General features: G+C 74.1%; 23 protein-coding genes and 3 riboswitches. Of the genes, 6 read left to right on the top strand and 17 right to left on the bottom strand.

From position 1 onward, the window contains the following. Nucleotide 1: 1 nt before the first annotated feature. The gene (gene cobU / locus ASC77_RS00090) at nt 2-511 is read left to right on the top strand and encodes a bifunctional adenosylcobinamide kinase/adenosylcobinamide-phosphate guanylyltransferase (RefSeq protein ID WP_056147250.1); all 510 of its coding nucleotides are present in this window, start codon (nt 2-4) and stop codon (nt 509-511) included. A gap of 13 nt (nt 512-524) precedes the next feature. On the opposite strand, the gene ASC77_RS00095 is transcribed toward cobU, so the two are convergent. The 10 genes from ASC77_RS00095 to ASC77_RS00135 all read right to left on the bottom strand — a co-directional run bounded on the left by ASC77_RS00095 (nt 525) and on the right by ASC77_RS00135 (nt 9,697). Beyond that, nucleotides 525-1,223, bottom strand: a complete 699-nt coding sequence (locus ASC77_RS00095; protein WP_056147252.1) for an adenosylcobinamide-GDP ribazoletransferase — start codon at nt 1,221-1,223, stop codon at nt 525-527. Beyond that, a complete protein-coding gene (gene cobT, locus ASC77_RS00100) occupies nt 1,216-2,244 on the bottom strand; it encodes a nicotinate-nucleotide--dimethylbenzimidazole phosphoribosyltransferase (RefSeq protein ID WP_235547361.1) in 1,029 nt (342 codons plus the stop codon). Before cobT ends, ASC77_RS00095 begins: the two co-directional genes overlap by 8 nt. After that, nucleotides 2,241-3,029 (bottom strand): CbtA family protein, encoded by a 789-nt coding sequence (locus ASC77_RS00105; RefSeq protein WP_056147255.1) that lies wholly within the window; start codon nt 3,027-3,029, stop codon nt 2,241-2,243. Before ASC77_RS00105 ends, cobT begins: the two co-directional genes overlap by 4 nt. 15 nt (nt 3,030-3,044) lie before the next feature. Then, nucleotides 3,045-3,266 (bottom strand): CbtB domain-containing protein, encoded by a 222-nt coding sequence (locus tag ASC77_RS00110; protein WP_056147258.1) that lies wholly within the window; start codon nt 3,264-3,266, stop codon nt 3,045-3,047. 36 nt (nt 3,267-3,302) lie between these two features. Then, nucleotides 3,303-3,437: riboswitch (cobalamin riboswitch) on the bottom strand. Further along, nucleotides 3,404-4,420, bottom strand: coding sequence for an Rv2231c family pyridoxal phosphate-dependent protein CobC (gene cobC / locus ASC77_RS27345; RefSeq protein ID WP_235547362.1), 1,017 nt, complete (start codon nt 4,418-4,420; stop codon nt 3,404-3,406). Its footprint overlaps the riboswitch before it by 34 nt. Continuing rightward, nucleotides 4,413-5,720 (bottom strand): cobyrinate a,c-diamide synthase, encoded by a 1,308-nt coding sequence (locus ASC77_RS27350; RefSeq protein ID WP_235547363.1) that lies wholly within the window; start codon nt 5,718-5,720, stop codon nt 4,413-4,415. Before ASC77_RS27350 ends, cobC begins: the two co-directional genes overlap by 8 nt. Beyond that, nucleotides 5,717-6,331: a cob(I)yrinic acid a,c-diamide adenosyltransferase gene (gene cobO / locus ASC77_RS00120; protein WP_056147261.1), complete on the bottom strand. Its 615-nt coding sequence runs from the start codon at nt 6,329-6,331 to the stop codon at nt 5,717-5,719. Before cobO ends, ASC77_RS27350 begins: the two co-directional genes overlap by 4 nt. A 1-nt stretch (nt 6,332) precedes the next feature. Beyond that, entirely contained in the window at nt 6,333-6,962 is a 630-nt protein-coding gene (bluB, locus tag ASC77_RS00125; protein ID WP_056147263.1) for a 5,6-dimethylbenzimidazole synthase, read from the bottom strand. After that, nucleotides 6,959-8,950, bottom strand: coding sequence for a magnesium chelatase subunit D family protein (locus ASC77_RS00130; RefSeq protein ID WP_056147265.1), 1,992 nt, complete (start codon nt 8,948-8,950; stop codon nt 6,959-6,961). The genes bluB and ASC77_RS00130 overlap by 4 nt, the downstream gene beginning before the upstream one ends. Nucleotides 8,951-8,982: 32 nt before the next feature. Continuing rightward, a riboswitch (cobalamin riboswitch) is annotated at nt 8,983-9,142 on the bottom strand. Continuing rightward, nucleotides 9,137-9,697 (bottom strand): AAA family ATPase, encoded by a 561-nt coding sequence (locus tag ASC77_RS00135; RefSeq protein ID WP_056147268.1) that lies wholly within the window; start codon nt 9,695-9,697, stop codon nt 9,137-9,139. Its footprint overlaps the riboswitch before it by 6 nt. 77 nt (nt 9,698-9,774) lie before the next feature. On the opposite strand from ASC77_RS00135, the gene ASC77_RS00140 reads away from it, so the two are divergent. The 4 genes from ASC77_RS00140 to ASC77_RS00155 are packed head-to-tail and all read left to right on the top strand — an operon-like array spanning nt 9,775 to nt 13,053. Next, nucleotides 9,775-10,536, top strand: coding sequence for a hypothetical protein (locus ASC77_RS00140; protein ID WP_056147273.1), 762 nt, complete (start codon nt 9,775-9,777; stop codon nt 10,534-10,536). Further along, nucleotides 10,533-11,078 (top strand): RNA polymerase sigma factor, encoded by a 546-nt coding sequence (locus ASC77_RS00145; protein WP_162249776.1) that lies wholly within the window; start codon nt 10,533-10,535, stop codon nt 11,076-11,078. The genes ASC77_RS00140 and ASC77_RS00145 overlap by 4 nt, the downstream gene beginning before the upstream one ends. An 11-nt stretch (nt 11,079-11,089) precedes the next feature. Further along, the gene (gene cbiE, locus ASC77_RS00150) at nt 11,090-12,295 is read left to right on the top strand and encodes a precorrin-6y C5,15-methyltransferase (decarboxylating) subunit CbiE (RefSeq protein ID WP_056147277.1); all 1,206 of its coding nucleotides are present in this window, start codon (nt 11,090-11,092) and stop codon (nt 12,293-12,295) included. Further along, nucleotides 12,292-13,053 (top strand): cobalt-precorrin-4/precorrin-4 C(11)-methyltransferase, encoded by a 762-nt coding sequence (locus ASC77_RS00155; protein ID WP_056149684.1) that lies wholly within the window; start codon nt 12,292-12,294, stop codon nt 13,051-13,053. The genes cbiE and ASC77_RS00155 overlap by 4 nt, the downstream gene beginning before the upstream one ends. Before the next feature lie 72 nt (nt 13,054-13,125). Here ASC77_RS00155 and ASC77_RS00160 read toward each other — a convergent pair whose 3' ends face one another. Genes ASC77_RS00160 through ASC77_RS00170 form a run of 3 tightly spaced genes read right to left on the bottom strand, consistent with a single transcriptional unit; the run spans nt 13,126 to nt 16,111 of the window. After that, a complete protein-coding gene (locus ASC77_RS00160; protein ID WP_056149686.1) occupies nt 13,126-14,658 on the bottom strand; it encodes a precorrin-2 C(20)-methyltransferase in 1,533 nt (510 codons plus the stop codon). Beyond that, on the bottom strand, nt 14,658-15,314 hold the full coding sequence (locus ASC77_RS00165; RefSeq protein WP_056147280.1) for a precorrin-8X methylmutase: 657 nt from the start codon (nt 15,312-15,314) through the stop codon (nt 14,658-14,660). Before ASC77_RS00165 ends, ASC77_RS00160 begins: the two co-directional genes overlap by 1 nt. Then, nucleotides 15,311-16,111, bottom strand: a complete 801-nt coding sequence (locus ASC77_RS00170; RefSeq protein ID WP_056147281.1) for a nitrite reductase — start codon at nt 16,109-16,111, stop codon at nt 15,311-15,313. Before ASC77_RS00170 ends, ASC77_RS00165 begins: the two co-directional genes overlap by 4 nt. 53 nt (nt 16,112-16,164) lie before the next feature. Continuing rightward, nucleotides 16,165-16,367: riboswitch (cobalamin riboswitch) on the bottom strand. Between the two features lie 62 nt (nt 16,368-16,429). Here ASC77_RS00170 and ASC77_RS00175 point away from each other — a divergent pair. Then, nucleotides 16,430-18,343, top strand: a complete 1,914-nt coding sequence (locus ASC77_RS00175) for a potassium transporter Kup (RefSeq protein WP_056147284.1) — start codon at nt 16,430-16,432, stop codon at nt 18,341-18,343. Here the strand turns inward: ASC77_RS00175 and ASC77_RS00180 are convergent. From ASC77_RS00180 to ASC77_RS00195, 4 genes are read right to left on the bottom strand one after another with little or no spacing between them, the layout of a single operon-like run. Continuing rightward, nucleotides 18,340-19,242, bottom strand: coding sequence for a haloalkane dehalogenase (locus ASC77_RS00180; protein WP_056147287.1), 903 nt, complete (start codon nt 19,240-19,242; stop codon nt 18,340-18,342). The two genes, ASC77_RS00175 and ASC77_RS00180, sit on opposite strands and share 4 nt — an antisense overlap. After that, nucleotides 19,239-20,123 carry an SCO6745 family protein gene (locus ASC77_RS00185; RefSeq protein WP_056147290.1) on the bottom strand — a complete coding sequence of 295 codons (885 nt, stop codon included), beginning with the start codon at nt 20,121-20,123 and terminating at the stop codon, nt 19,239-19,241. The genes ASC77_RS00180 and ASC77_RS00185 overlap by 4 nt, the downstream gene beginning before the upstream one ends. Then, on the bottom strand, nt 20,120-22,687 hold the full coding sequence (locus tag ASC77_RS00190) for a sulfatase-like hydrolase/transferase (protein WP_056147292.1): 2,568 nt from the start codon (nt 22,685-22,687) through the stop codon (nt 20,120-20,122). Before ASC77_RS00190 ends, ASC77_RS00185 begins: the two co-directional genes overlap by 4 nt. Continuing rightward, nucleotides 22,684-23,115 (bottom strand): SRPBCC family protein, encoded by a 432-nt coding sequence (locus tag ASC77_RS00195; RefSeq protein ID WP_056147294.1) that lies wholly within the window; start codon nt 23,113-23,115, stop codon nt 22,684-22,686. Before ASC77_RS00195 ends, ASC77_RS00190 begins: the two co-directional genes overlap by 4 nt. Nucleotides 23,116-23,125 lie beyond the last annotated feature (10 nt).

Consider the following 23,125-nt stretch of genomic DNA (forward strand, 5'->3'; position numbering starts at 1 on the left):
GATGAGGGTCCTGGTCACGGGCGGGGTGCGGTCCGGCAAGTCGCGGCACGCCGAGTCGCTGCTCGACGCAGAGGCCGCGGTCCGGTACGTCGCGCCGGGCCCGGTCCGCGACGACGCGGACTGGCAGGAGCGGGTCGCCGCTCACCGGGCCCGCCGGCCGGCGCACTGGACGACGGTCGAGACGGGCGACCTGACGCAGGCGCTGACGACTGGCGACGCGGTGCTCGTCGACTGTCTCGGCACCTGGCTGACCCGGCTTGTCGACGACGCAGGGATGTGGGACGCGTCGGTGCCGGACCTCATCGCACACGTCGACGCGGCCGTCGACCGGGCGGTGTCGGCGCTGGGTGGCACGGTGGTCCTCGTGACCAACGAGGTCGGGATGGGGGTGGTGCCGGAGCACCGGTCGGGACGGGTCTTCCGCGACCTGCTCGGCTCGGTCAACCAACGGTTCGGGGCCGCGTGCGACGAGGTGCACCTGGTCGTCGCAGGACGGGTCCTCCGCATCTGATGTCCCTGGAGCGTCACAGCCAGGCCCAGGTGAGCAGCGTGGTCGCCAGGGCGAGCTCGATGGCGGCGCCGAAGACGTCGCCGGTCACGCCGCCGAGGCGACGCGTCGTGCGCCGCACCAGGGCGACGACCGCGAGCCCGCCGGTGACCGAGAGCAGCACGCCCCCGAGCGCGGCGACCGGGAGCGGGACGGTGCGCGTGTAGGAGCTGCCGAGACCGTCGGGCCGCGCCGCCGGCACCCGGGTGCAGCAGGCGATCCAGAGTGCGCACCGGGACAGGCAGACGAGTGCGCCCGCGAGCGCGGCGAGGCGTGCGGAGTCGACGTACGCCGTCAGCGCGCCGGCCTGGACCCCGGCGACGACGACGGTCGCGACGACGCCGGCCGGGCCGCTGGTGCCGGTCTTCATGACGGCGAGCGAGCGCTCGCGGTCGTACGACGCGGTGAGGCCGTCGGCCACGTCGGACAACCCGTCCCAGTGCAGGGCGCGGGAGCCGGCGGCCAGCGCGCCCACGGCGACGGACGCGACCGCGAGCGACGGGAGCCCTGCGAGACCGCCGAGCCACAGGACCGTCGCGACGAGGACGCCGAGGGGGAGGACCGCGACGGGGGCGAGCAGCATGGCGCGACGCGCGGTCGTCCGGTCGACCCGGGACGGCGGGCCGATGGGCAGCGCCGTCAGCGTCCCGACGGCGAGCCGCCAGGCGTCACGCACCCGGGAGGATCTCCGAGAGCAGCGCGACGTCGCGCAGCAGGGCGACCGCGCTGCGCAGCACCGGCACGGCGGCGACCGCGCCGCTGCCCTCGCCGAGCCGCAGCCCGAGGTCGAGCACCGGCTCGAGCCCGAGCTTGGCGAGCGCGAGCGACTGGGCGGGCTCGGTGGAGCGGTGCCCGGCGGCGTACCAGGCGGCCGCGCCCGGCTCGATCCGGTCGGCGGTGAGCGCGCAGGCGACCGCCATCAACCCGTCGAGCAGCACCGGGACGCCCTGCCGGGCGGCCTCGGCGAGGTAGCCCGTGCTGGCGGCCAGGTCGGCGCTGCCGAGAGCGGTGAGCGTGTCGACGGGGTCGTCGGTGCGCGCGCCGGCCCGGTCGAGCGCCTGCTGGACGACCTGCTCCTTGTGCAGCAGTGCCGCGTCGTCGATGCCGGTCCCGCGGCCGGTGACCTCGGTAGCGGGCAGGCCGAGCCCGGCCGCCACGAGCGCGGCCGCGGGCGTGGTGTTGCCGATGCCCATGTCGCCGCTGAGCAGCAGCTGCGCGCCGGCTGCGATCTCCTCGCGAGCGACCGTCGCGCCGACCTCGAGGGCCTGGCCCGTCTCGTCCGCCGTCAGGGCGTCCTCGAGGTGGATCGCCCCCGAGGAGCGGCGCACCTTGTGGCGTCGTACGTCGTCGGGCACGCCGTCCAGGTCGTCGTCGACCCCGAGGTCGAGGACCCGCACGCGCACGCCGTGGGCGTGCGCGAGGGCGGAGACGCCGGCCCGCCCGCTGAGGAACGTGCGGACCATCGCGGCGGTGATCTCGGGCGGGTACGCCGAGACGCCGTGCCGGGCGACGCCGTGGTCGCCGGCGAAGATGACCAGGCCGACGTCGGTCAGCTCGCGCGGCGGACAGACGCCTTGGGTGGCGGCGATCCAGACGGCGAGGTCGCCCAGCCGGCCCAGCGCCCCCGGAGGGGTGGCCAGGCCGGCCAGGCGCTCGGTCGCGGCGGCGGCCACGGCCGCCGACGGAGCCGCGATCACAGGCTGGCCGCCAGCGCGCGCCGTTCGACCTGGACGGTCTCGCGGCGGTAGAGCCGGCCGACGAGCCCGGTGAGACCGATCCCGATCCCGCCCCAGAGCGTGGCGAGCGTGATCAACGAGGCCCGGCGGAAGTACCAGAGCACGTCGGCCGGGAAGGTGCCGACCTCGTTGACGGTCGGCATCAGCTGCCCGGCGGCGACCATGGCGACGACGTACAGGCCGACGCCGCTGAGCACCGCGACGTAGGTGCCCGACTGCTCGTGGATGCGCACGGCGAGCAGCGACGACAGCGCCGCGAACGCGACCGAGATCAGCATGAAGCCGAAGAACCAGCTGGTGCGGTCGCCGATGGTGTCGCCCGAGCCGACGGCCGGTGGCGTCGCGGGGTACTTGAGGAACGGCACCAGTGCGACGGAGACGAAGCCGACGAGGCTGACCAGGGCCGTGGACTGGCCCGGCGTCAGGGTGCCGATCCGGCCCACGACGGAGGCCGCGACCAGGGCGACGATGCCGCCGATGGCGAGACCGACGGCCAGGCTGCCGGTGAGCAGGCCCCAGGTGCGCTGGTTCGGGCGGGAGACGGTGGTGCCGTCCTCCTCGTGGACATGGCCCGCCTCGTGTGCAGAGCCCGCCTCGGTGGCGGGCTCGTCGGCGGAGGCGGCTTCCTCGAGGGCGATGGCGGTCTCGACGTGCGGCTCACCGACCTGGTGCGCGACCAGGAACGTGGCGAAGCCGGCGAGGAGGCCGACGAGCAGCCCCCGGACGAGGAATGCGCGTGCGGTCATGGTGGCGACCCCGGCTCAGTGGCAGGGGTAGCCGAGCAGGTGCCGGCTGTCGTGGACCCACTCGTGGATCGCGTTGCCCGACGGGATCGAGATCGCGCCCTGGTCGGCGCTGATGAAGAACAGGATGATCAGCCCGAGCAGGCCGAAGAAGAGCGCCCACGGGGCGATCTCGCGGAAGGGGATCGACGGGATCTCGACGGTGGAGCCGGAGATGGGTGCGGCAGACGACTGCGACATGGTGCCTCCTCAGGGATACGTGCGTCCCTGTTCGAATGGATGGAAGCGGACCTTCGGGTCTGACTCCACCGCTCGGAAGCGATGTCACAGTAGCGCGACTGTGCCGGAATCTCACCGGCTTCCTCGTGCCCGCGGCGTCAGCCTAGGGCATCGGAGCGGGCTTCGGACAGAGCGTCCAGCAGTGATCTGGTTCGCGCCGGCGGACGGACCGCGATCCGCACCCACGACGGGCCGAGACCGGGGAACGTGTCGGCACGTCGTACGGCGATCCCGGCGACGCGCAGCGCGTCGTGCACGCCGTCGCCGACGTCGGCGAGCACGAAGCTCGCGTGCGACGCGATGTGACGGATCCCCATGGTTGAAAGGGATTCCTCGAGGTGGCGACGCCACTCGGCGATCTCCTCGGCGCGTCGGCGACTCTCGGACACCGCCTCCTCGGTGCAGCAGGCCAGCATCGCGGCGGCGGCCGTGCTGGAGACCGACCACGGCACCTGCTCGCGGCGCAGGGCGGCCACGACGGCCGGATCGCCGAGCAGGTAGCCGGCCCGGACGCCGGGGATGCCCCAGTGCTTGGTGAGGCTGCGGGTCACGACGAGCCCGGGGTGCCGGTCGGCGGCCAGCGTCTCGGGCTCACCGGGGACTGCGTCCATGAAGGCCTCGTCGACGAGGACCAGCCGACCGGGGCGGAGCAGGTCGGTGAGGGTCGGGCGCGGGTGCAGGACGCCGGTGGGGTTCGTCGGGTTGCCGACGACCACGAGGTCGGCGTCGTCGGGGATGACTCCGGGGTCGAGGGTGAAGTCGTCGCCGAGCACCACCTCGGTGACGTCGTGACCGGCCTGCAGCAGCGCCGCGTGCGGCTCGGTGAACTGCGGGTGCACGACGACCGGTCGCTCCCAGCGGCGCAGCCGGGCGATGAGTGAGAACGCCTCCGCGGCGCCCGCCGTCGCGAGGACCTCGTCCGGATCTCGACCGTGACGGGCGGCGACGGCTCCTTCGGCCGCGGTCGCCGAGGGGTAGCTGCCGGCAGCGTCCAGACCCCCGCGCAGGGCGGCGTCCAGCCACGCGGGTCGCGGCCCGTCGTACACGTTGACGGCGAAGTCGAGCAGGCCGTCACGGACCTCGACGTCGCCGTGGTGCCGGAGCGGGTCACGCACGGGCGTGCACCGCGTCCGCGAACCGCTGCGCCAGCTGGGGGTGACCGGCCCAGTGGGTGTGCAGGTAGGACGCGTACAGGCTCGGTCCGAGGAAGCCGAGGTCGCCGCCGGTGGGGCTGACCTGGGTGCGGTGGAACTCGTGCCCGGTCAGTGCCTCGCCCGCGCGGGTCAGGAGGCTGTCGGTGGTGGCGGTCATCGTGGGGTACCTCAACGTCAGCCGCTCGGTCATCGCGGCCTCCGCCGCGATCGCGCCGACCATGGGGGAGGAGTCCAGTGACGAGCACAGGTAGAGCAGCCCCGCGCACTCGGCGACGGTCGGTACGCCGTCCGCGACCGCCGCCCCGAGCTGACGGCGCAGCGGCTCGTTGCCGGTGAGCTCGCGGGCGTGCACCTCCGGGAAGCCACCACCGAGGTAGATCCCCGCGGTCCCCTCCGGCAGCCGCTCGTCGTGCATCGGGTCGAAGGTGACGACGTCGCAGCCGGCTGCCCGGAGCAGCTCCTCGGTCTCGGCGTAGCGGAAGGTGAACGCGCGCCCACCGGCCATCGCGACCACCGGCCGCTCGGTGGTCGGGGGACGCACCTCGGCGGAGGGGTCCCACGGCTCCGCATCCAGGTCGGGCGCGGCGCGGGCGATATCGAGCACGGCGTCGAGGTCGACCTGCTCGGCGATCCGGTCGGCGAGCGTGTCCAGGGCGTGGGCGGCCTCGTCGCGCTCGGCGGCGGGCACCAGGCCGAGGTGCCGTGACGGCACGGCGAGCTCGGGGTCGCGCCCGAGGGTGCCCAGCACGGGCAGGTCGATCGAGTCGGCCACCTCGGCCGCGTGCCGCGGCGAGCCGGCTTGGTTGAGCACGACCCCGGCGATCCGCACCGAGGGGTCGTAGGTCGCCATGCCGTGCACGACCGCGCCGATCGACCGTGAGGACCGGGAGATGTCGACGACCAGCACGATCGGCGAGTCGGTCAGGGTGGCGACGTGGGCCGTCGACGAGAAGCCGCGGGCGCCGACCTTGCCGTCGTAGAGACCCATCACGCCTTCGACGACGGCGATGTCGGCGCCACGCGCACCGTGCAGCAGCAGGGGAGCGATGCGGTGCTCGCCGACCAGGTGCGGGTCCAGGTTGCGGCCCGGCCGCCCGCACGCGAGCGCGTGGTAGCCCGGGTCGATGTAGTCGGGCCCGACCTTGTGCCCGCTCACCTCGTGCCCGACCCGGCGCAGGGCCGCCATCAGCCCGACGGAGACCGTGGTCTTGCCCTGTCCGGTGGCCGGCGCGGCGACGACCAGTCGCGGTAGTGCCGTCACCACTCGATGCCCTTCTGGCCCTTCTGGCCGCGGTCCATCTGGTGCTTGACCTTGGTCATCTCGGTGACCAGGTCGGCGGCGTCGACCAGGCGCGGGTGCGCGCGGCGGCCGGTGATCACGACGTACTGCCGCCCGGGCCGGCCGACGAGGGTCTCGACGACGTCCTCCACGTCCACCCAGCCCCACTCCATCGGGTAGGTGAACTCGTCGAGCACGTAGAGGTCGTGGGTCTCCTCGGCCAGGCGGCGCTTGATCTCCGCCCAGCCGGCGGCCGCGTCGGCGGCATGGTCCTCCGTCTCTCCGGCCTTGCGCGACCAGGACCACCCGGCGCCCATCTTGTGCCACTCGACCGGTCCGCCCTCGCCGGTCTGCTCGTGCAGCTCGCCGAGCCGCTCGAGCACGGTCTGCTCGCCGATGCGCCACTTCGCGGACTTCACGAACTGGAAGACCCCGACGTCCCAGCCCTGGTTCCAGGCCCGGATCGCGAGGCCGAAGGCCGCGGTCGACTTCCCCTTGCCGTCGCCGGTGTTGACCATCAGGAGCGGCTGGTTGCGGCGCTGCGCGGTGGTCAGCCCGTCGTCGGGCACGGTCGCGGGCTGTCCCTGGGGCACCTCAGCACCCCCACGTCTCGTGGTGGACGGCGTGCCGGAGCGGGCGGCGCTCGCGCCACCCGTGTCGTTCGAGGTCGGGCGTCTCCTGCAGCCCGGTGACCGGCCCGAGACACAGCCACGCGACCGGCCGGACGCCGTCGGGCAGGCCGACCAGGTCGCCGAGGAACTCCTCGCGGTAGAACGAGACCCACCCGACGCCGAGACCTTCGGCCGTCGCGGCGAGCCACAGGTTCTGGATCGCGAGGCAGGTGGAGTAGAGGCCGGCGTCGTCGATCGCGTGCCGGCCCAGCACCCGCGGTCCGCCGCGGCTCGGGTCGTAGGTGACGACCACGCCGAGTGCGGACTCGCGGATGCCTTCGATCCGAATGCGCTTGAACGCGGCACGTCGCTCGGCGGCGAGCGACGCCGCGTACGTCGCGCGCTCGGCGTGCACGTGCTCCTGGAAGCGGCGGCGGGTGGCGGGGTCGCGCACGAGGACGAAGTCCCACGGCTGGCTGTGGCCGACGCTCGGTGCGGCGTGGGCCGCGCCGAGGACCCGGTCGAGCACCACGTCGTCGAGCGGCTCGGCGCTGAACTCGGCACGGACGTCGCGGCGCCGGGCGATGACGTCGTACAGCCCGGCGGTGCTCATGCGGCCCGTCCGTGCCGCACGACTCCGGCGAGCGCCTCGGCACTCACCTCCGCGATGGGGACGTGCTCGGCGCCGAGGTGCTGGGCCAGCACGGAGGCGAGCCCCAGCCGCATCGCGCCGCTCTCGCAGTCGACGACCAGGCTCGCGACGCCGGCCCGGGCCAGCGCGCCGGCTGCCTGGCGGGAGCGCTCGACCGCAGCGGAGCCGCTGGTCGCCCGGCCGTCGGTGACGACGACGAGCAGCGGGCGGCGCCGAGGGTCGCGGACGCGCTCGAGCTCCAGCACCCGGGCCGCCTCGAGGAGGCCCTCGGCGAGCGGCGTGCGCCCGCCGGCCGGCAGCTCCTCCAGCCGCGCCGCTGCGATCTCGACCGAGTACGTCGGCGGCAGCGCGAGGTCGGCGTCGCCGCCGCGGAACGTCACGAGCCCGACCTTGTCGCGGCGCTGGTAGGCGTCGAGCAGCAGTGACAGGATCGCCGCCTTCACCTGCTCCATCCGCTTGCGGGCGGCCATCGAGCCGGAGGCGTCGACGCAGAAGAGCACCAGGTTGGACTCCTGACCCTCCCGGGTCGCGATGCGCAGGTCGTCGGCGCGCAGCAGCAGGCGACCCGTCGTACGCCCTCGGGCGCGCTGGTGGGGTGCGGCGGCGCGCACCGTCTCGGTCAGGTGCAGCGCCCCGGTGCCGCCGGGGCGCGAGCCGATCCGACGTCCGTTGTCGGTGACGGCGCGACTGCGGCGGCCGGCCTCACCGGTCCCGACGCCGCGGACCGTGAACAGCTGGGGTCGGTACGTCGCACCGGGGGCGACGGTGGACTCCGCGGTGCCGGGGTTTCGAGACGGTTGCTGCGCAACCTCCTCAACCGCCGAGTCGCCCCCGTCGGTGGTGGAGGAAGGCGCGCCAGCGCTGTCGCCTTCGTCGAAACCACCACCCGGCGGATCGGGATCAGGCTCGGGGTCCGGATCGGGCTCGGGGTCGTCCTCGCCGAGGACGTCGTCCAGCAGCGACTCGTCGAGGCCGGGGGCATCGAACGGGTTGCGCCGCCGCCGGTGCGGGAGCGCGAGCAGCGCCGCGGCCCGGACGTCCTCGGTGGTGACGGCGGTGCGGCCGTGCCAGGCGGCATGGGCGACGGCGGTGCGCGCGGTGACGATGTCGGCGCGCATGCCGTCCACCTCGCAGGCGGCGCACAGCTCCGCGATCCGGAGCAGCATCTCGTCGGACAGCTCGACGTCGGCGACCCGCGCGCGGGCGGCCTCGATGCGAGCCGTGAGGGCGCGCTCCTCGGCGGCGTACGCCGCGGCGAACCCCTCCGGGTCGGCGTCGTAGGCCATCCGGCGGCGGACGACCTCGACCCGCTGCGCCGGGTCGCGCGGCGCCGCGACCTCGACCGTCAACCCGAACCGGTCGAGCAGCTGCGGCCGGAGCTCACCCTCCTCCGGGTTCATGGTGCCGACCAGCACGAACCGGGCGGCGTGCTCGACGGAGACGCCGTCCCGCTCGACGGTCGAGCGGCCCATGGCGGCCGCGTCGAGCAGCAGGTCGACGAGGTGGTCGTGCAGCAGGTTGACCTCGTCGACGTAGAGGATCCCGCGGTGCGCGCGGGCGAGCAGCCCGGGCTCGTACTCGGCCTTCCCCTCCGACAGCGCCCGCTCGAGGTGCAGCGAGCCGAGCACCCGGTCCTCGGTGGCGCCGACGGGCAGCTCGACCAGGCGTACGGCGCGGGTCTCGACCGGAGCGTCCGCAGGGAACGGGCCGTCCGGCGAGAGCGACCCGCGGTCGCGGGGATCGCTGGAGAACCGGTCGCCGGCGACCACGTCGATCGGCGGCAGCACGCCGGCGAGGGCACGGACGATCGTCGACTTCGCGGTGCCCTTCTCGCCGCGCACCAGGACGCCGCCGATGTCGGGGGAGACGGTCGTGAGGACCAGGGCGAGTGCCATGCCGGCCGGCTCGTCCGAGCCGACGACGGCACTGAAGGGGTACTGCTGTGGCATGAGAGGCTCCCGCTCGCTCGCCAACGGACATCGGATGATGCGTGGCGCGAGGCCGGTCTTCGGACTTCCCGGGTCTGTGTCTCCACAGCCACGGGTCACCGCAGCGGGCCTGTGCCGGACTCTCACCGGCTTCCCAGATTCTCCCCTCCGCCGAGTCGCAGCGTTCGGGGCACCTCGTGCCGTCGGTCAGGCTAGCGGCTCGACGACCTCGCGCAGCCAGCGGTCCACGTCGCGTCGGCTGCGCAGGTGCACGATCGGCAGGTCGGGCCGCTCGGCCGCGACGGCCGGCAGGCGCTCGTCGTACAGGTTCCGGGTGCTGATCGCCCACCGCACGATGTGCTCGTCGTCGGTGAAGAAGTGCCAGAGCGGGCCTTCCTGGTTCCCGTTCCAGAGCTCCTCGCGACGCAGGCGGCGCCGCAGCGTGCGGCGTACGACGCGGCTCAGGGTCAGCGGGAACGGCAGGTCCACCCACACCATCAGGTCGGCACGCTCGGTCAGCAGCGGCCGCGCGTAGTCGTACTGCCACTCGCACACCCACCGGTCCGCGCCGACGACCGCGTCGACGTCGGCCTCGAACTCCGGTCGCTTGGTCCAGCCCGGTCCGTGGTGCAGCGCGTCCATCTCGGTGTGCGGCAGCCCGAGGACGTCACCGACCCGCCGCGCGAGCGTGCTCTTGCCGGAGCCTGCGACGCCGGCGATCGCCACGCGCTGCGGCCGGTGGGGCAGCGGGTCCGTGGCGGTGAGCACCGCGGAATCCTACGGCGGACCCGATTCGTGTAACGCGCCGACACCTCAGGGATGACAGCATCTCTCGAGGAGGACGCATGACACCGACGGGCAGCGACCGGGACTGGTCGGACCACCACGGCACCGTGATCCGTGAGGCCGCGCCCGACGTGCCGGAGTGGACCGAGGCGGAGCGGGAGGCGCTCTGGCAGCGGGTCGACGCCGCCGACCCGACCCCCGCCGTACGCCGCCGACGCTGGCGGCCCGCCGTGGCCGGGGCCGTCGTCGTGCTGCTCGGCGTCGGTGTCGCCGGCGCGGCAGCGGGCAACGTCTTCAGCGCGCACACCGGCCGAGGTCCGGCTGACGCGGAGGACGTCGAGCTCGGCGGACCCGGGGAGCGACTCGACCCGCGGGCGCCCGACTTCGCCGCGGTCATCGACGACCTGACCACCGACATCAGGTTCCCCACCGCGAAGTCTCGTGCGGGCGCGCTGTCGTGGGACGTCGACAACTACGCGGGCGACCGGTCCGGCGGCTCCACCGTGTCGACCGGAGCCGTGCGACTGTGGGTGGCCGGTCACGCGCTGTGCGCGTGGAGCGACACCTGGGCGGTCGCCCTGCGGACCGGCGACCGCGCGGGCGAGGAGCGGGCCGCCGACGTGGTCCTCGACGCGCGGACCTGGCCGTCGATCACCGACACCGACCCCGACCTGGCCAACGACTCCGAGTTCGCCTGGCTCCCTCACCTCGAGCAGGCGGTCCGCACCGACGACCCGGCAGCGGCGAGGGCCGCACTCCGCGGCAACCAGTCCTGCATGCCCGGACTCGCCCCCGAGCTGGGGCTGGGCAAGCGATGGTGAGGCAGCCCGCGTCGCGCGCCGACGTGGAGGAGCTCTACCGACGCCACGCCGGCGAGCTGCGCGGCTACCTCTACCGCCGGGCCGGGCAGGCGGGTGCCGACCTGCTGGGTGAGGTCTTCGTCGTGGCGCTCCAGCGCCTCGACGACCTGCCCGACCCCGACGTACGACGGGCCTGGCTGTTCGGCGTGGCCCGGCGGTTGCTGCTGGCGGCCCAGCGAGACGTCCGGCAGCGCCACGACGCCGAGGGCGAGCGCGCGAGGTTCGTCGAGCCCGCTGACGACCACGGCGCCGACGGCGACGACGCCGACCGGGCCGGGCGGACCGCAGCGGTCCGGGCCGCGCTCGACTCCCTGAGCGAGCCGGACCGCGAGCTCGTCCGGCTCACCGAGTGGGAGCGCCTCCCGATCGCCGACGCGGCCGTGGTGCTGGGCCTGCGGCCCGGCACCGCACGGGTGCGCCTGCACCGGGCGCGCCGGGCGCTGGCGGCGCACCCGGCACTGGCAGACCTGAGCCCGCCGCGGAGCCTGACCCGCGGAGGCTAGGGTCTTGCGTCGTGCCGACCGACGCCCCCCAGCCGCTGATCACCGTGATCGGGGTCGGCGCGGACGGACTGTCCGAGCTCGCCCTCGACCGGGTCGCGCGCGCGGAGGTCGTGCTGGGCGGGGCCCGGCACCTCGCGATGGTCCCCACCTCGGCGACGGCGGTCCGGGTTGCCTGGCCGTCGCCGTTGCGCGCGGCATTGCCCGCGCTTCTCGACGAGCACGCAGGCCGTGACGTCGTCGCGCTCGCGTCGGGCGATCCGCTCGTCTCCGGCATCGCGACGACGCTGATCGACCTGCTGGGCGAGGGCGCGGTCCGCGTCGAGCCTGCGGTGTCGTCCGTCGCCCTGGCCCGGGCCCGGATGGGGTGGTCGGCCGAAACCAGCACGGTCGTCACGGTGGTCGGCCGTGACCTGCACGCGGTGCTGCGGGAGCTGGCGCCCGGGTGGCGGGTGCTGGTGCTGTCGTCCGACGCGGACACCCCTGCAGCGCTGGCCGGCCTGCTGGTCGAGCAGGGGTACGGCGACAGCGCGCTGACCGTCCTCGGGGACCTGGGTGGCGCCGAGGAGTCCCGTGCCGAGGCGACGGCGGCGACCTGGACCGGTCCGGCGCCAGCCCTGCACGTGGTCGCGCTCGACCTGCGCGGGCCGCTCGTCGGGTCCTGGGTCGCCGGGCTGCCGGACGACGCGTTCGAGCACGACGGCCAGCTCACCAAGCGCGACCTCCGGGCGAGTGCGCTCGCCCGCCTGGCCCCGCAGCCGGGGCAGCTGCTGTGGGACGTCGGCGCGGGCGCCGGCTCCGTCGGGATCGAGTGGCTGCGTGCCCACCCCACCTGCCGCGCCCTCGCCGTCGAGGCCGACCAAGAGCGGGCCGGGCGGATCGGCCGCAACGCGGCCCGGCTCGGCGTCCCGCGGCTGCAGGTCGTCCACGGCCGCGCGCCCGACGCGCTGGCGGACCTCCCCGCTCCCGACGCGGTCTTCATCGGTGGCGGCGCCACCGCCTCCGGTGTGCTCGACCTCTGCCGCGAGCGCCTGCGACCCGGCGGCCGTCTCGTCGTCCACGGCGTGACGCTCGAGACCGAGGCGCTGCTGGCGGCGGCGTACGCCGAGCACGGCGGCGAGCTCACCCGGCTCGCGATCGAGCAGGCTGCGCCGATCGGCTCGTTCACCGGGTGGAGCCCCGCCCGGACCGTGACCCAGTGGAGCTGGAGCAGGCCATGACCGTGCACTTCGTCGGCGCCGGACCCGGTGCGGCCGACCTGCTGACCCTGCGCGCGGCGGCGCTGCTCGCCGCCACGGACCTGGTGCTCTACCCCGGGACCTACCTCGACCACGCCGTGCTCGCGCACTGCCGCGAGGGCGCCCGGCTGGTCGACACGCAGGACCTCGACCTCGACGCGATCCTCGCCGAGCTGGTGGCCGCGCACGAGGCCGGGCAGGACGCCGTACGCCTGACCTCGGGCGACCCCTCGGTCTACTCCGCCATCGCCGAGCAGACCCGCCGGCTCGACGCGGCCGGCGTGCCGTGGGACGTGACGCCCGGGGTGCCGGCGTACGCCGCCGCGGCCGCCCTGGTGGGGCGTGAGCTGACCGTCCCGCTGGTGTCGCAGTCGGTCGTGCTCACGCGCACCCAGGCCCGGTCCACGGCGATGCCGGACACCGAGTCGCTGGCGGCGTTCGCGGCCACCCGCGCCACCCTGGTCCTGCACCTCGCGATCACCCGGACCCGCGAGCTGATGGCTGAGATCGCGGGGGAGTACGGCGCGGACTGCCCGGTCGTCGTCGTGCACCGCGCCTCTCAGCCCGGGGAGCTCGTGCTCACCGGCACCGTCGGCGACATCGCCGACCAGGTGGAGGAAGCGGGCCTGCGTCAGGCGGCGGTCATCCTGGTCGGCCGGGCGCTGGCCCGCGACGGCGGGGAGTCGTGGCTGTACGCCGGGTCGCGCGAGCGGAGCACCGGCCCGACGGTCTCGACCTGAGCTACGGACGGTCGTGCGTGGAGAGGCACCCGGGCAGCTCCCGCGTAGACCGACGCCGCGCAGTGACCCCGGTCAGCCCACCGAGCGCGGCGTCCAGACCGCGCCGGTGGCGCTGACGGTCGTGCTCGACGCCCCCACGATCAGCAGGCACTTCATGTCGATCGTGTCGGCGTCGAGCCCGGCCAGCGTCGTCACCGTGAGCGACTCCTCCGCCCGACCGACGTCGCGCCCGACGATGACGACGGTCTCGGGCGACCGGTGCTCGAGCAGCACCTTCTGCGCCTCCACCACCTGGTGGGTGCGCGACCTCGAGGCCGGGTTGTAGACCGCCAGCACCAGGTCCGCCTGCGCGATCGCACGGAGCCGCTGCTCGATCAGCGACCACGGCTTCAGCCGGTCGGAGAGGCTGACCACCGCGAAGTCGGCGCCGATCGGAGCGCCCGCCCGCGCCGCGACGGCCTGCACGGCGCTGATGCCGGGCAGCACCGTGATCGGCAGGTCGGCGTACCGCTCGTCCTCGGCCGCCTCGTAGACCGCCGAGGCCATCCCGAAGACCCCGGCGTCCCCGCCGGACACCACCGCGACGCGCTCACCGGCGAGCGCCAGGTCGAGGGCCGATCGGGCGCGGTCGAGCTCGACGCTGTTGCCCGAGGCGTGCCGGGTCAGACCGGCCCGCTGTGGCACCCGGTTGACGTACGGCGCGTAGCCCACGACGTGGTCCACCTCCGCCAGCGCGGCCGTGACCTCCGGGGTCACCCAGGCGTCCGGGCCGGGTCCGAGGCCGACCACCAGCAGCCCTCCGGCCCGCGGTTGGTGACCAAACGTCGCGCTGGGAGCGGTCCCATCTGCGGTTGGTGACCAAACGTCGGGCCGCCGACCCGAGCCGTGCCGCGAGTCGCCGGCGACCAGCACGAGGGAGAAGTACGGGACCGTGTCGGGGTCGACGTCGGCCACAGGAAGCCAGCGCTCGTCGTCCATGGATGCGCGCTCGACGTAGACCGCGTGCTCGAGGCGTCCCGCGGCGGCCAGCGCGCGGCGTACGGCGGGGAAGGTCCGGCCGAGCTTCATGATCACGGCGGCGTCGGTGTCGGCGAGCCGCCGCGCGAGCTCGGGCTCGGGCAGCGTGCCGGGCAGCACCGTGAGGACGTCGGTCTGGCGGGCCAGGGGAGAGGCGGCGACGGCGGTGGCGGCCGCGAACGCCGGGACCCCCGGCACGATGCCGGTCTCGAACCGCTCCGACAGCGCGTCGTGCATGTACATGAAGGAGCCGTAGAACAGCGGGTCGCCCTCGGCGAGGAGGACGACGTCGCGCCCGGCCTCGAGGTGGGCGGCGAGGCGGTCGGCTGCCGACTCGTAGAAGGCGGCCATCGCGCCGGCGTACCCGTCCGGGTGCTCGGTCGTGCCGGTCGTGACGGGGTAGCGGAGCTCCTCCTCGACGACCCCGGCGGGGATCAGGCCGGCGGCGATGCGTCGCGCGTTCGACGACTTGCGGACGCCGGCGTGGTAGGCGACGACGTCGGCCGACGCGATCAGCCGGGCCGCCTTGAGGGTGATCAGCTCGGGGTCACCGGGGCCGACCCCGACCCCCCAGAAACGACCGGGCATCACTCCTCCTCCTGGGCCAGGGCGTTGATCGCGGACGACGCCATCGCCGAGCCGCCCCGGCGGCCACGGACGGTGACGAACGGGAGGTCGATGCCGTGGTCGGCACCGAACGACGCCAGCGCCTCCTTGGACTCCGCCGCACCGATGAAGCCGACCGGGCACCCGACGACGGCGGCCGGGCGCGGTCCGCCGTCGAGGATCATCTCGAGCAGGTGGAAGAGCGCCGTGGGGGCGTTGCCGATCGCGACCACCGCCCCGTCGAGCAGCGGCTCCCACAGTGAGACGGCCGCGGCGGTGCGCGTCGTGCCCCACGCGGCGGCCAGGTCGGGGACCCGGGGGTCGGTCAGGAAGCAGTGCACCGGGTTGTCGGCCGGCAGCCGCCCTGCGGTGATGCCCATGGCCACCATCCGCGCGTCGGTGAGGATCGGGGCACCGGTCATCAATGCGGTGCACGCCGCCGGGACGAGTCCCGGGTGGATCACGAGGTCGTCGACCAGGTCGACCTGCCCGGAGCCGTGGATCATCCGGACGGCGAGCTTCTCGGCGTCGGCTGGTACGGCGTCGAGGCGCGCCTCGCGACGGATCGTCGCGAACGAGTCGACGTAGATCGCCGGACCGTCGTCGACGTACGCGTAGCGGCGCTGTGGCCGGTTCATGCCGGCACCAGGACGCCGCGCCACGGGGTGACGACGAGGTGGGTGTCGAGCTCGGCGAGCGACGGGTCGACGACACCGCCGACCGCCGGCACGTGACGGCCGCCGGGGACCTCGCCGTACGCGAGGCGTCGCGAGGGCAGCGGGACCAGCCGGTCGGGTGGCAGCACCGCTGCCAGCGGCCCGGGCAGCTCGACGGTGTGCCACTCGTCGGTCCGGGTGTCGAGGAACGCCCGGGCCAGCGCCACCAGCGCCCGCGGCGCGTCCGTCAGCGCGACGACCTCGCCCCAGCGACCGCCGACGAGGAGCTGCGCCGACCGGTCGTCGAGCGCGACGAGGCCGAGATCGACGGGCCGGTCCAGGAGGTCGCCACGGCCGTCGTCGAACACGAAGAGGAACCGGCCGGGCAGGTCGGCGAGCACCGGGTCGGCGCACAGGAGCCGGTCGAGCTCGGCGACCACGGGCCGCAGGTCGGCGCGCCCGTCGGCGAGCCCGGACTGCGGCGACATCATCAGGTTGCGCGCGCGATCGTGGCTGCGCGACGGCAGCAGTCCGGTCGCCTCGATCGCCGTCACGACCTCCTCGGTGACCTCGCCGAGGCCGCGCAGCTGCAGGTTCGCGCGACCGGTGAGGTGCACGTCGCCGTCGCCGTACGTCGTCGCCACGTCGAGCAGCGCCCGCAGGCTGCCCGCGGGCAGCTGGCCGCCGGCGGGCCGGAGCCGCACCAGGCTGCCGTCCTCGGCGGGCCAGGGGCGCAGGACCCCGGGGCATCGGTCGGGCCTGGTCCGGGTGCTGGTCACGGTGGAGCCTCCGCGGTCAGGGGCTCGTGCGCGGAGCCCGCGGGTTCCTCGCGGCTCGTGCCGTGAGGGCCAGCAGGTCTTCGGACTCGGGATCCACCGGTACGGGACGCCTTCCCAGGCCCACCGCAGATGCGGAGCTGCGAGCCCAGTGGCCGTGCGTGTCCCGCCCGTCACCCTTACCGCTGCGCGTCAGTCCCGGACTCTCACCGGGTTCCCTGACCACCGAGGTGGTTCGACTGGCAGACCGGACGTTACCAACACCTCGGCACGCGGCCCGCCGCGCGCTCACGTCGTGACGACGCGGCCTAGGGTGCCTCCGTGACCGAACGACCCGCGACCGCCGCCAGCCCCCTCCGCCTGGCCGTGGTCGTGGGCGCGCTCGGGGTCGTGTTCGGCGACATCGGCACCAGCCCGATCTACACGCTGCAGACGGTGTTCAACCCCGACGACCCGCACCCGGTCCCCGTCAGCACCGACAACGTGTACGGCGTCGTGTCGCTGATCTTCTGGTCGGTGACGCTGATCGTGACGATCACCTACATCCTGCTCGCGATGCGCGTCGACAACGACGGCGAGGGCGGGATCATGGCCCTGATCACCCTGCTCCGTCGGTGGTCCTCCGGCACGCGCACCCGGACCACGACGCTGCTGGCCGCTCTCGGCCTCTTCGGTGCGTCGCTGTTCCTGGGCGACAGCATGATCACGCCGGCGATCTCGGTGCTGTCGTCCGTCGAGGGCGTCAAGGCCGTCGACGCCGGTCTGGGTCGGTGGGTGGTCGAGATCACCGCCGTCATCATCGTCCTCCTGTTCGCCGCCCAGCGGTTCGGCACGGCGGCCGTCGGGCGCCTCTTCGGCCCGGTGATGATCCTCTGGTTCGTCGTGATCGGAGCCTGCGGGATCCGCGGCATCGTCACGGAGCCGGAGATCCTCCGCGCGCTGTCCCCGACGTACGCCGTCGGGTTCCTGGCCGGCCACTTCCACCTGGCGTTCTTCGCGCTGGCCGCGATCGTGCTGGCCGTGACCGGTGCCGAGGCGCTGTACGCCGACATGGGGCACTTCGGACGGCGGCCGATCTCCGCCGGCTGGCTCTTCCTGGTCTTCCCGGCGTGCATGCTGAGCTACTTCGGGCAGGGCGCCCTGGTCCTCCAGGACACCGACAACCTGTCGGCGCCGTTCTTCCTGCTCGCCCCGGAGTGGGCGCGGCTGCCGATGGTCGTCCTGGCCACCGCCGCCACCGTGATCGCGTCCCAGGCGGTGATCACCGGAGCGTTCTCGGTCACCTCGCAGGCGGCCCAGCTCGGCTACCTGCCGCGACTGCGGATCCTGCACACGTCGCAGTCGACGCACGGGCAGATCTACGTGCCGTGGATCAACTGGCTGCTGCTGGCCTCCGTGCTGACCCTGGTGCTCGCGTTCCGCAGCTCGGCCGCGCTCGCCTACGCCTACGGGATGGCCGTGACCGGCACGATCACCATCGCGACGATCCTCTTCTTCTACGTCGCGATCCGGACCTGGCGGACACCGACGTGGCTGCTGGTCGCCGGACTGGTGGTCCTGCTCGGCGTCGACCTGCTGTTCCTCGCCGCCAACCTGACCAAGATCGTGCACGGCGCGTGGCTGCCGCTGGTCATCGCGCTCACGGCGTTCACGATCATGACGACCTGGCAACGTGGCCGCGAGCTGGTCACGGCGCGTCGCGAGGCGCTCGAGGGCTCGTTGCAGGAGTTCGTCGACGAGCTCAACGCCGAGCCCGAGCGCGCCGCCGTCGTGGGCGGCACGGCGATCTTCCTCAACCGGGGCCGGACGGCGCCGTTGGCGCTGCGGGCCAACGTGGAGCACAACCACGTGCGTCACGAGCGGGTCGTGGTGGTCGCGGTCCAGATCGAGACGGTGCCCCGCGTCGCCGACGAGGACCGGGCGACGGTCGAGCACCTCGGGCACCACGACGACGGGATCACGCACGTCACGGTGCGGTTCGGCTACACCGAGTCGCCCCATCTCCCCGCAGCCCTGGCGACGCTGACGGCCGACGAGACCGAGGGCGCGCTGGACCTCGACAACGCCACGTACTTCCTGTCCCACATCGCCCTGCGGCAGGGCGACGAGCCCGGGATGGCGACGTGGCGCAAGCGGCTCTTCATCGCGACGTCACACATCACCGCGGACGCCGCCGAGCACTTCGCGCTGCCGGGCGATCGCACGATCCTGCTGGGCTCGCACGTCGACGTCTAGGACACGAACGCGACCAGCCGCCGCGCGACCTCTGGACCCTGGTCCTCCTGGAGGAAGTGGCCGCCTCCGACGATCGTCGCGTGCGGCTGGCCGGCCGCGCCGGGCACGTGCTCCTGGAACCAGCGCTCGCCACCCCCCGTGATCGGGTCGCTGTCCGAGTAGAGGGTCAGGAACGGCTTGGTCCAGGCCGCGAGGACCTCGCGGGCGGCGACGTTCGCGGCGCTCGCCGGGTCGTCGGGGGAGGTCGGCACGAGCGTCGGGAAGATCCGGGCACCGGCCTTGTAGGAGTCGTCAGGGAACGGTGCGTTGTACGCCGCCACGACGTCCGCGGCAGGCGGGGTGACGACGCCCATGCTCACGATCGCGCCCAGGTCGAAGTCCGGCGTCGACTGCGAGAACTGCTGCCACGCCAGGAAAGCCTCGCTCATCGGCTCGTGCCCGGTGGGCAGCCCCGTGTTGCCGATGGCGACCCGCGCGAACCGGTCCGGGTGCTCGGCGACGACGCGCAGACCGACCAGCCCGCCCCAGTCCTGGCCGAAGAACGTGACGTCGTGCAGGTCGAGCACGTCGAAGAGGAGGCCGCGCACCCACTCGACGTGGCGGGCGTAGCTGTAGTCGTCGCGCTCGGTCGGCTTGTCCGACCGGCCGAAGCCGACCAGGTCGGGCGCGATGCAGCGCAGGCCGGCGTCGACCAGCACCGGGATCATCGTGCGGTAGAGGTAGCACCACGACGGCTCGCCGTGCATGAGCAGCACGACCGGTCCGTCTTCCGACCCTTCGTCGAGGTAGTGCATCCGCAGGGTGCCTCCCTCGCCGTCGGGCACCTCGGCGTAGCACGGGGCGAAGTCGAAGCCGGGCAGGCCGTCGAAGCGGTCGTCGGGCGTGCGCAGGACCTTCACGAGGTGGCTCCTTCGGAGAAGCGGGGGAGTCGGGCGGCCGGCATCCACTGCGGACCGGCGGTGTCATCGATGCGCGTGACCAGGCGCGCACCGTACGGCGCCACCAGGTCGATCAGCGCCTGGGTGCGCTCGAGACCGAGCAGCCGCCACGGCCGCTCGCAGAGCCGGTCGGTGCGCTGCTCGATGTCGGCGCGCAGCGCCAGGCCCTCGGCGTTGACCCGCCCGTCGGTGGCGAGGCCGCGCGCCTCCAGGTCGGCCATCGCGGTCGCCAGCGCTGCGTCGTCGGACCCGCGGCTGCGCGGGATCCAGTCGGGCGGGTAGTCCATCATCGCGTTGTGCAGGATGCCGACCTGCGTCGAGCTCAGGTCCTCGGCCGTCAGGATCGCGAAGTGGGTGTCCCCGCGCCACTCGCGCAGGCTGTTGACGGCGAGCCACGCCGACAGCAGGCGGTCGTCCGGGCGCGGCTGCTCGCGGTGCGCGGCGAACAGGACCCGTCCCGAGGCCGGCAGCGCGTCGGCGGCCTCCCAGAGGGGACCGGCGAGCTCGGCCAGGCCGTCGCAGATCTCGGGCACGTACTCCTGCAGCCCCCGCACGACCGCCCGGTCGCGGACCGCGGCGATCGCGGCGTACGACGTGCGCTCGCGGGCCAGCGCGAGCGAGAGCTCGATGTAGAACGGGCTGATCGAGTAGAACGCCGCCGAGACCGCCTGGTGCCCGGCCGGCGCGAGCGGCGCCGCCCGACTGACGATGTAGTAGGTGCCCGGCACGTCGAGACCGAGCTCCGCGCTCTCCGCCTCGGCCGTGGGGTCCCAGAAGATCCAGCCGACCAGTCGGTGCGACTCGAAGGCGGCGCGGGCGCTCAGCTCCGTCCAGTCCGTCACCGGGGCGTCTCTCGGGTGAGCACGAGTCGGACCATCTCGCGGGCGACCATCGGCGCGGCGTTCTGGTTCTGGCCGGTGACCAGGTCGCCGTCGACGACCCAGTGGTTGGCGAACGGGTCCCGGAACCGGGTCGCGGACTCGAAGAGCGCGCCCCGCTTGCGCAGCTCGGTCTCCGGGTGCCGCGGCGTCGAGGTGATCCGCAGCTCGCGCACCTGCTTGTCGGTGACCGCGGAGACCTTCCGGCCCTCGACGAGCGGACGCCCGTCGGCGGCCGTCGCGTTGACCAGCCCGAGCGGCCCGTGGCACACGCCGCCGATCACCAGTCCCGCCGCCGCCGCGGCGGTCATCTGCTCCGCGAGCGGCTCCGAGTCGCCGAGGTCGAACGCCGCGCCCCAGCCGCCGGCGAGGTAGACGAGGTCGTAGTCGGTGACGTCCACGTCGGCGATCGCCAGCGAGTCCTGCAGCTTCGAGGCCAGGATGTCGTCGCCGAGGTAGCGGTCGTCGGCCGTGGTTCGCAGCACCGGCTTGAGGGACATCGGGTCGACCGGGACCACGCCGCCGAGCGGGCTCGCCACGTCGACGTACATCCCGGCGTCCTCGAAGTAGTAGTACGGCACGGTCAGCTCGGAGGAGAAGACGCCGGTCGGGGTGCCGTCGCCCAGCGTCGCGTGGTTCGTGGCGATCACCAGCGCGCGTCGCCCCGCGGCCTCCTGGGTTACGGCGTCCGCGTCGTCGGGGTGCATGCCCAGTCGCTGCGCGAGCCGGCGCAGCGCGCGGGCCGGCTTCGGCGGCCGCACGAGGTCGGGCTCGCCCTGACGCCGCGCGACGTACGGCCACGGGTGGTTGCGCTCCGGGACGCACCGGCGCTGCTCCTCCTTGAGCCGCGTGCGGAGGTGGTCGAGGACGGGGCTGCAGGCCGGGTCGTCCCAGCGGTTGACCGACTCGACGGGGTCGGCGGTGAGGTCGTAGAGCTCCCACTGGTCGGGGACCGGGACCGTCCGGTACTCCGGCCCGGCGGCGCCGTTGGCGGCCAGGTGCCGGCGTCCGGGCTCGGTCCAGGTGGCGGGGTCGTCGAAGGTGCGCACCAGCTTCCACAGGTGGCCCCGCCCGCTCGACGACGGAGCCCGGGCGACCACGCCCTCGAAGTTCGCACCCACGTGGGCCGCGACCTGGATGCGGAGCGGCGCGGGCGGGTCGGCCTTGCGGCCGAGCTGACGCGCCAGGCCGGACAGGCCGGTGTCGCCCTCGAGCATGTTGTCGCGGGTGATCAGGTAGACCGCCCGGTCGTGGTCGGCGAGGGCCGGGTCGGCGACGACCGGCATCAGGTCGCGGCCCGGCAGCGGGTGCACCTCGCTGAAGTCCTCGCGCAGCCGAGCGGCCACCGCGTCGGCATCGATCCCCGCGGCCGCGAGCAGGGTCGGCACCAGGTCGACGTGCGAGGTTGGCTCGCTCACGGTGGCGGGGCCCGTCGGCGACCCGCCGGTCCGGGCAACGATGAACGGCACCCGGGTCGCCTCGTCGTAGAGGTTGAACCACTTCTGGTGCAGGCCGCCGTGCGCGCCCAGGAGGTCGCCGTGGTCGGAGGTCCGCACGAGCACGGCCTCCGTCGAGCCGGCGGTGACCGTGCGCCGTACCCGGTCCAGGGGAGCGTCGGCCTCGGCGTGCAGCCGGTAGTAGAGGTCGCGGTAGGCCTGGGCCTTCGAGCGGTAGATCCGGCCGATCGCCGACGGCGGTCCGTACGCCGACGGGTAGGACTCCCGGAACGCGATCTGGGCGGCGGGCTTGAGGGCGAGGTCCTCGTTGGCGGTCGGCGGCTCGGTGACGTGCGGGGGGTCGAGGTGGCTGGGCGCGATCGGCATCCGGCGCACCCACTTGGGGAAGAGCACGATGTCGTGCGGGTTCACGAAGCTGGCGACGAGCAGGAACGGCCGCAGCGCGTCCGGATCGCCGGCGCGGCGCCGCTGGTAGCGGTCCTCGAGCCAGGCGACGAGCCGGTCCGCGATCAGCGGGTCGCGGCGCAGGCCGCTGTCGGAGAGGCTGGCGCCGTGTGGCTCGGGCCCGACCCAGCCCGAGAACCCGTACGGCGCCAGGGGATCCGCGTCGACGTACTGCTGGACGGCGTCCGGGACGACCTCGCCGGACGGCGTGTTCGTCTCGACGCGTCGGCCGTCCGGCGTGTGCAGGTCGGCGTGGCTGATGTGCCACTTGCCGTCGTAGTGGGTGTCGTAGCCCGCGGCCCGGAACCAGTTCCCCAGCGTCGGCACCTCGCCGCGCGGCAGCCAGCGCATCCGGCTGTCGTCGGCGGACTTGCCGAGCCCGTCGGTCTGGGTGACGCCGTGGACGTCGGGGTACTGCCCGGTGAAGATCGTCGGCCGCGACGGCACGCACGCCAGCGAGCCCGTGTAGTGCCGCTCGAAGGAGACGCCGTGCTCGCGGAACCACCGGGTCCCGGCCAGGGTCCGCTCCCGCCAGGCCGCGAGCTCGGGGCCCTCGTACGACGGGGCGGCGCGCTCCTCGTCGGTCATCAGGATCACGACGTCGGGTCGGGTGGCGGGTGCACTCATGGCTGGCTCCTCAGGTGGGCCGCGAGGCTTGCGGTCAGGTCGTCGCCGGCCTTGCCGAGCTGACGGGCCACCAGCCGGGCGACCAGTGGGCCGCCGCGGGTCTCGACCCGGCCGGTGAGCGTCACCGAGGTCGCGGCGCCGTCGGGCGCGAGCGTCCACGTGTTGCTGGCGGTGGTGACGATCGCGGGCAGCCCGGCGATGTCGTAGGCGAGCGTGCGGCCCGGCTCCCAGGCCGTGATCGTCTCGCGGAGCGCGGCGCGGCCGACCTGGACCCGTCGTACCGTCCCCGGCCCCGGCGGGCCGGCGGTCAGCAGGCTGCTCTGCGAGACGTTGCCGGCCCAGCGGCTGATCGCGGCGAAGTCGGCCAACAGGTCCCAGACCGCGTCGACGGGAGCTGCCACCGACACGCGCGACGCCGTGGTCGTCATGGTTCGAGTT

Source organism: Nocardioides sp. Root1257, from assembly GCF_001425175.1.
Classification (GTDB): Bacteria; Actinomycetota; Actinomycetes; order Propionibacteriales; family Nocardioidaceae; genus Nocardioides.

What these genes read in the sequence shown, in the direction of transcription:
- ASC77_RS00195 (WP_056147294.1), bottom strand. Translation starts at nt 23,115, where the DNA reads ATGACGACCACGGCGTCGCGCGTGTCGGTGGCAGCTCCCGTCGACGCG.
- ASC77_RS00110 (WP_056147258.1), bottom strand. Translation starts at nt 3,266, where the DNA reads ATGTCGCAGTCGTCTGCCGCACCCATCTCCGGCTCCACCGTCGAGATC.
- bluB (WP_056147263.1), bottom strand. Translation starts at nt 6,962, where the DNA reads ATGAGCACCGCCGGGCTGTACGACGTCATCGCCCGGCGCCGCGACGTC.
- ASC77_RS00190 (WP_056147292.1), bottom strand. Translation starts at nt 22,687, where the DNA reads ATGAGTGCACCCGCCACCCGACCCGACGTCGTGATCCTGATGACCGAC.
- ASC77_RS00105 (WP_056147255.1), bottom strand. Translation starts at nt 3,029, where the DNA reads ATGACCGCACGCGCATTCCTCGTCCGGGGGCTGCTCGTCGGCCTCCTC.
- ASC77_RS00165 (WP_056147280.1), bottom strand. Translation starts at nt 15,314, where the DNA reads ATGAACCGGCCACAGCGCCGCTACGCGTACGTCGACGACGGTCCGGCG.
- cobU (WP_056147250.1), top strand. Translation starts at nt 2, where the DNA reads ATGAGGGTCCTGGTCACGGGCGGGGTGCGGTCCGGCAAGTCGCGGCAC.
- ASC77_RS00140 (WP_056147273.1), top strand. Translation starts at nt 9,775, where the DNA reads ATGACACCGACGGGCAGCGACCGGGACTGGTCGGACCACCACGGCACC.
- ASC77_RS00155 (WP_056149684.1), top strand. Translation starts at nt 12,292, where the DNA reads ATGACCGTGCACTTCGTCGGCGCCGGACCCGGTGCGGCCGACCTGCTG.
- ASC77_RS00130 (WP_056147265.1), bottom strand. Translation starts at nt 8,950, where the DNA reads ATGCCACAGCAGTACCCCTTCAGTGCCGTCGTCGGCTCGGACGAGCCG.
- ASC77_RS00160 (WP_056149686.1), bottom strand. Translation starts at nt 14,658, where the DNA reads ATGCCCGGTCGTTTCTGGGGGGTCGGGGTCGGCCCCGGTGACCCCGAG.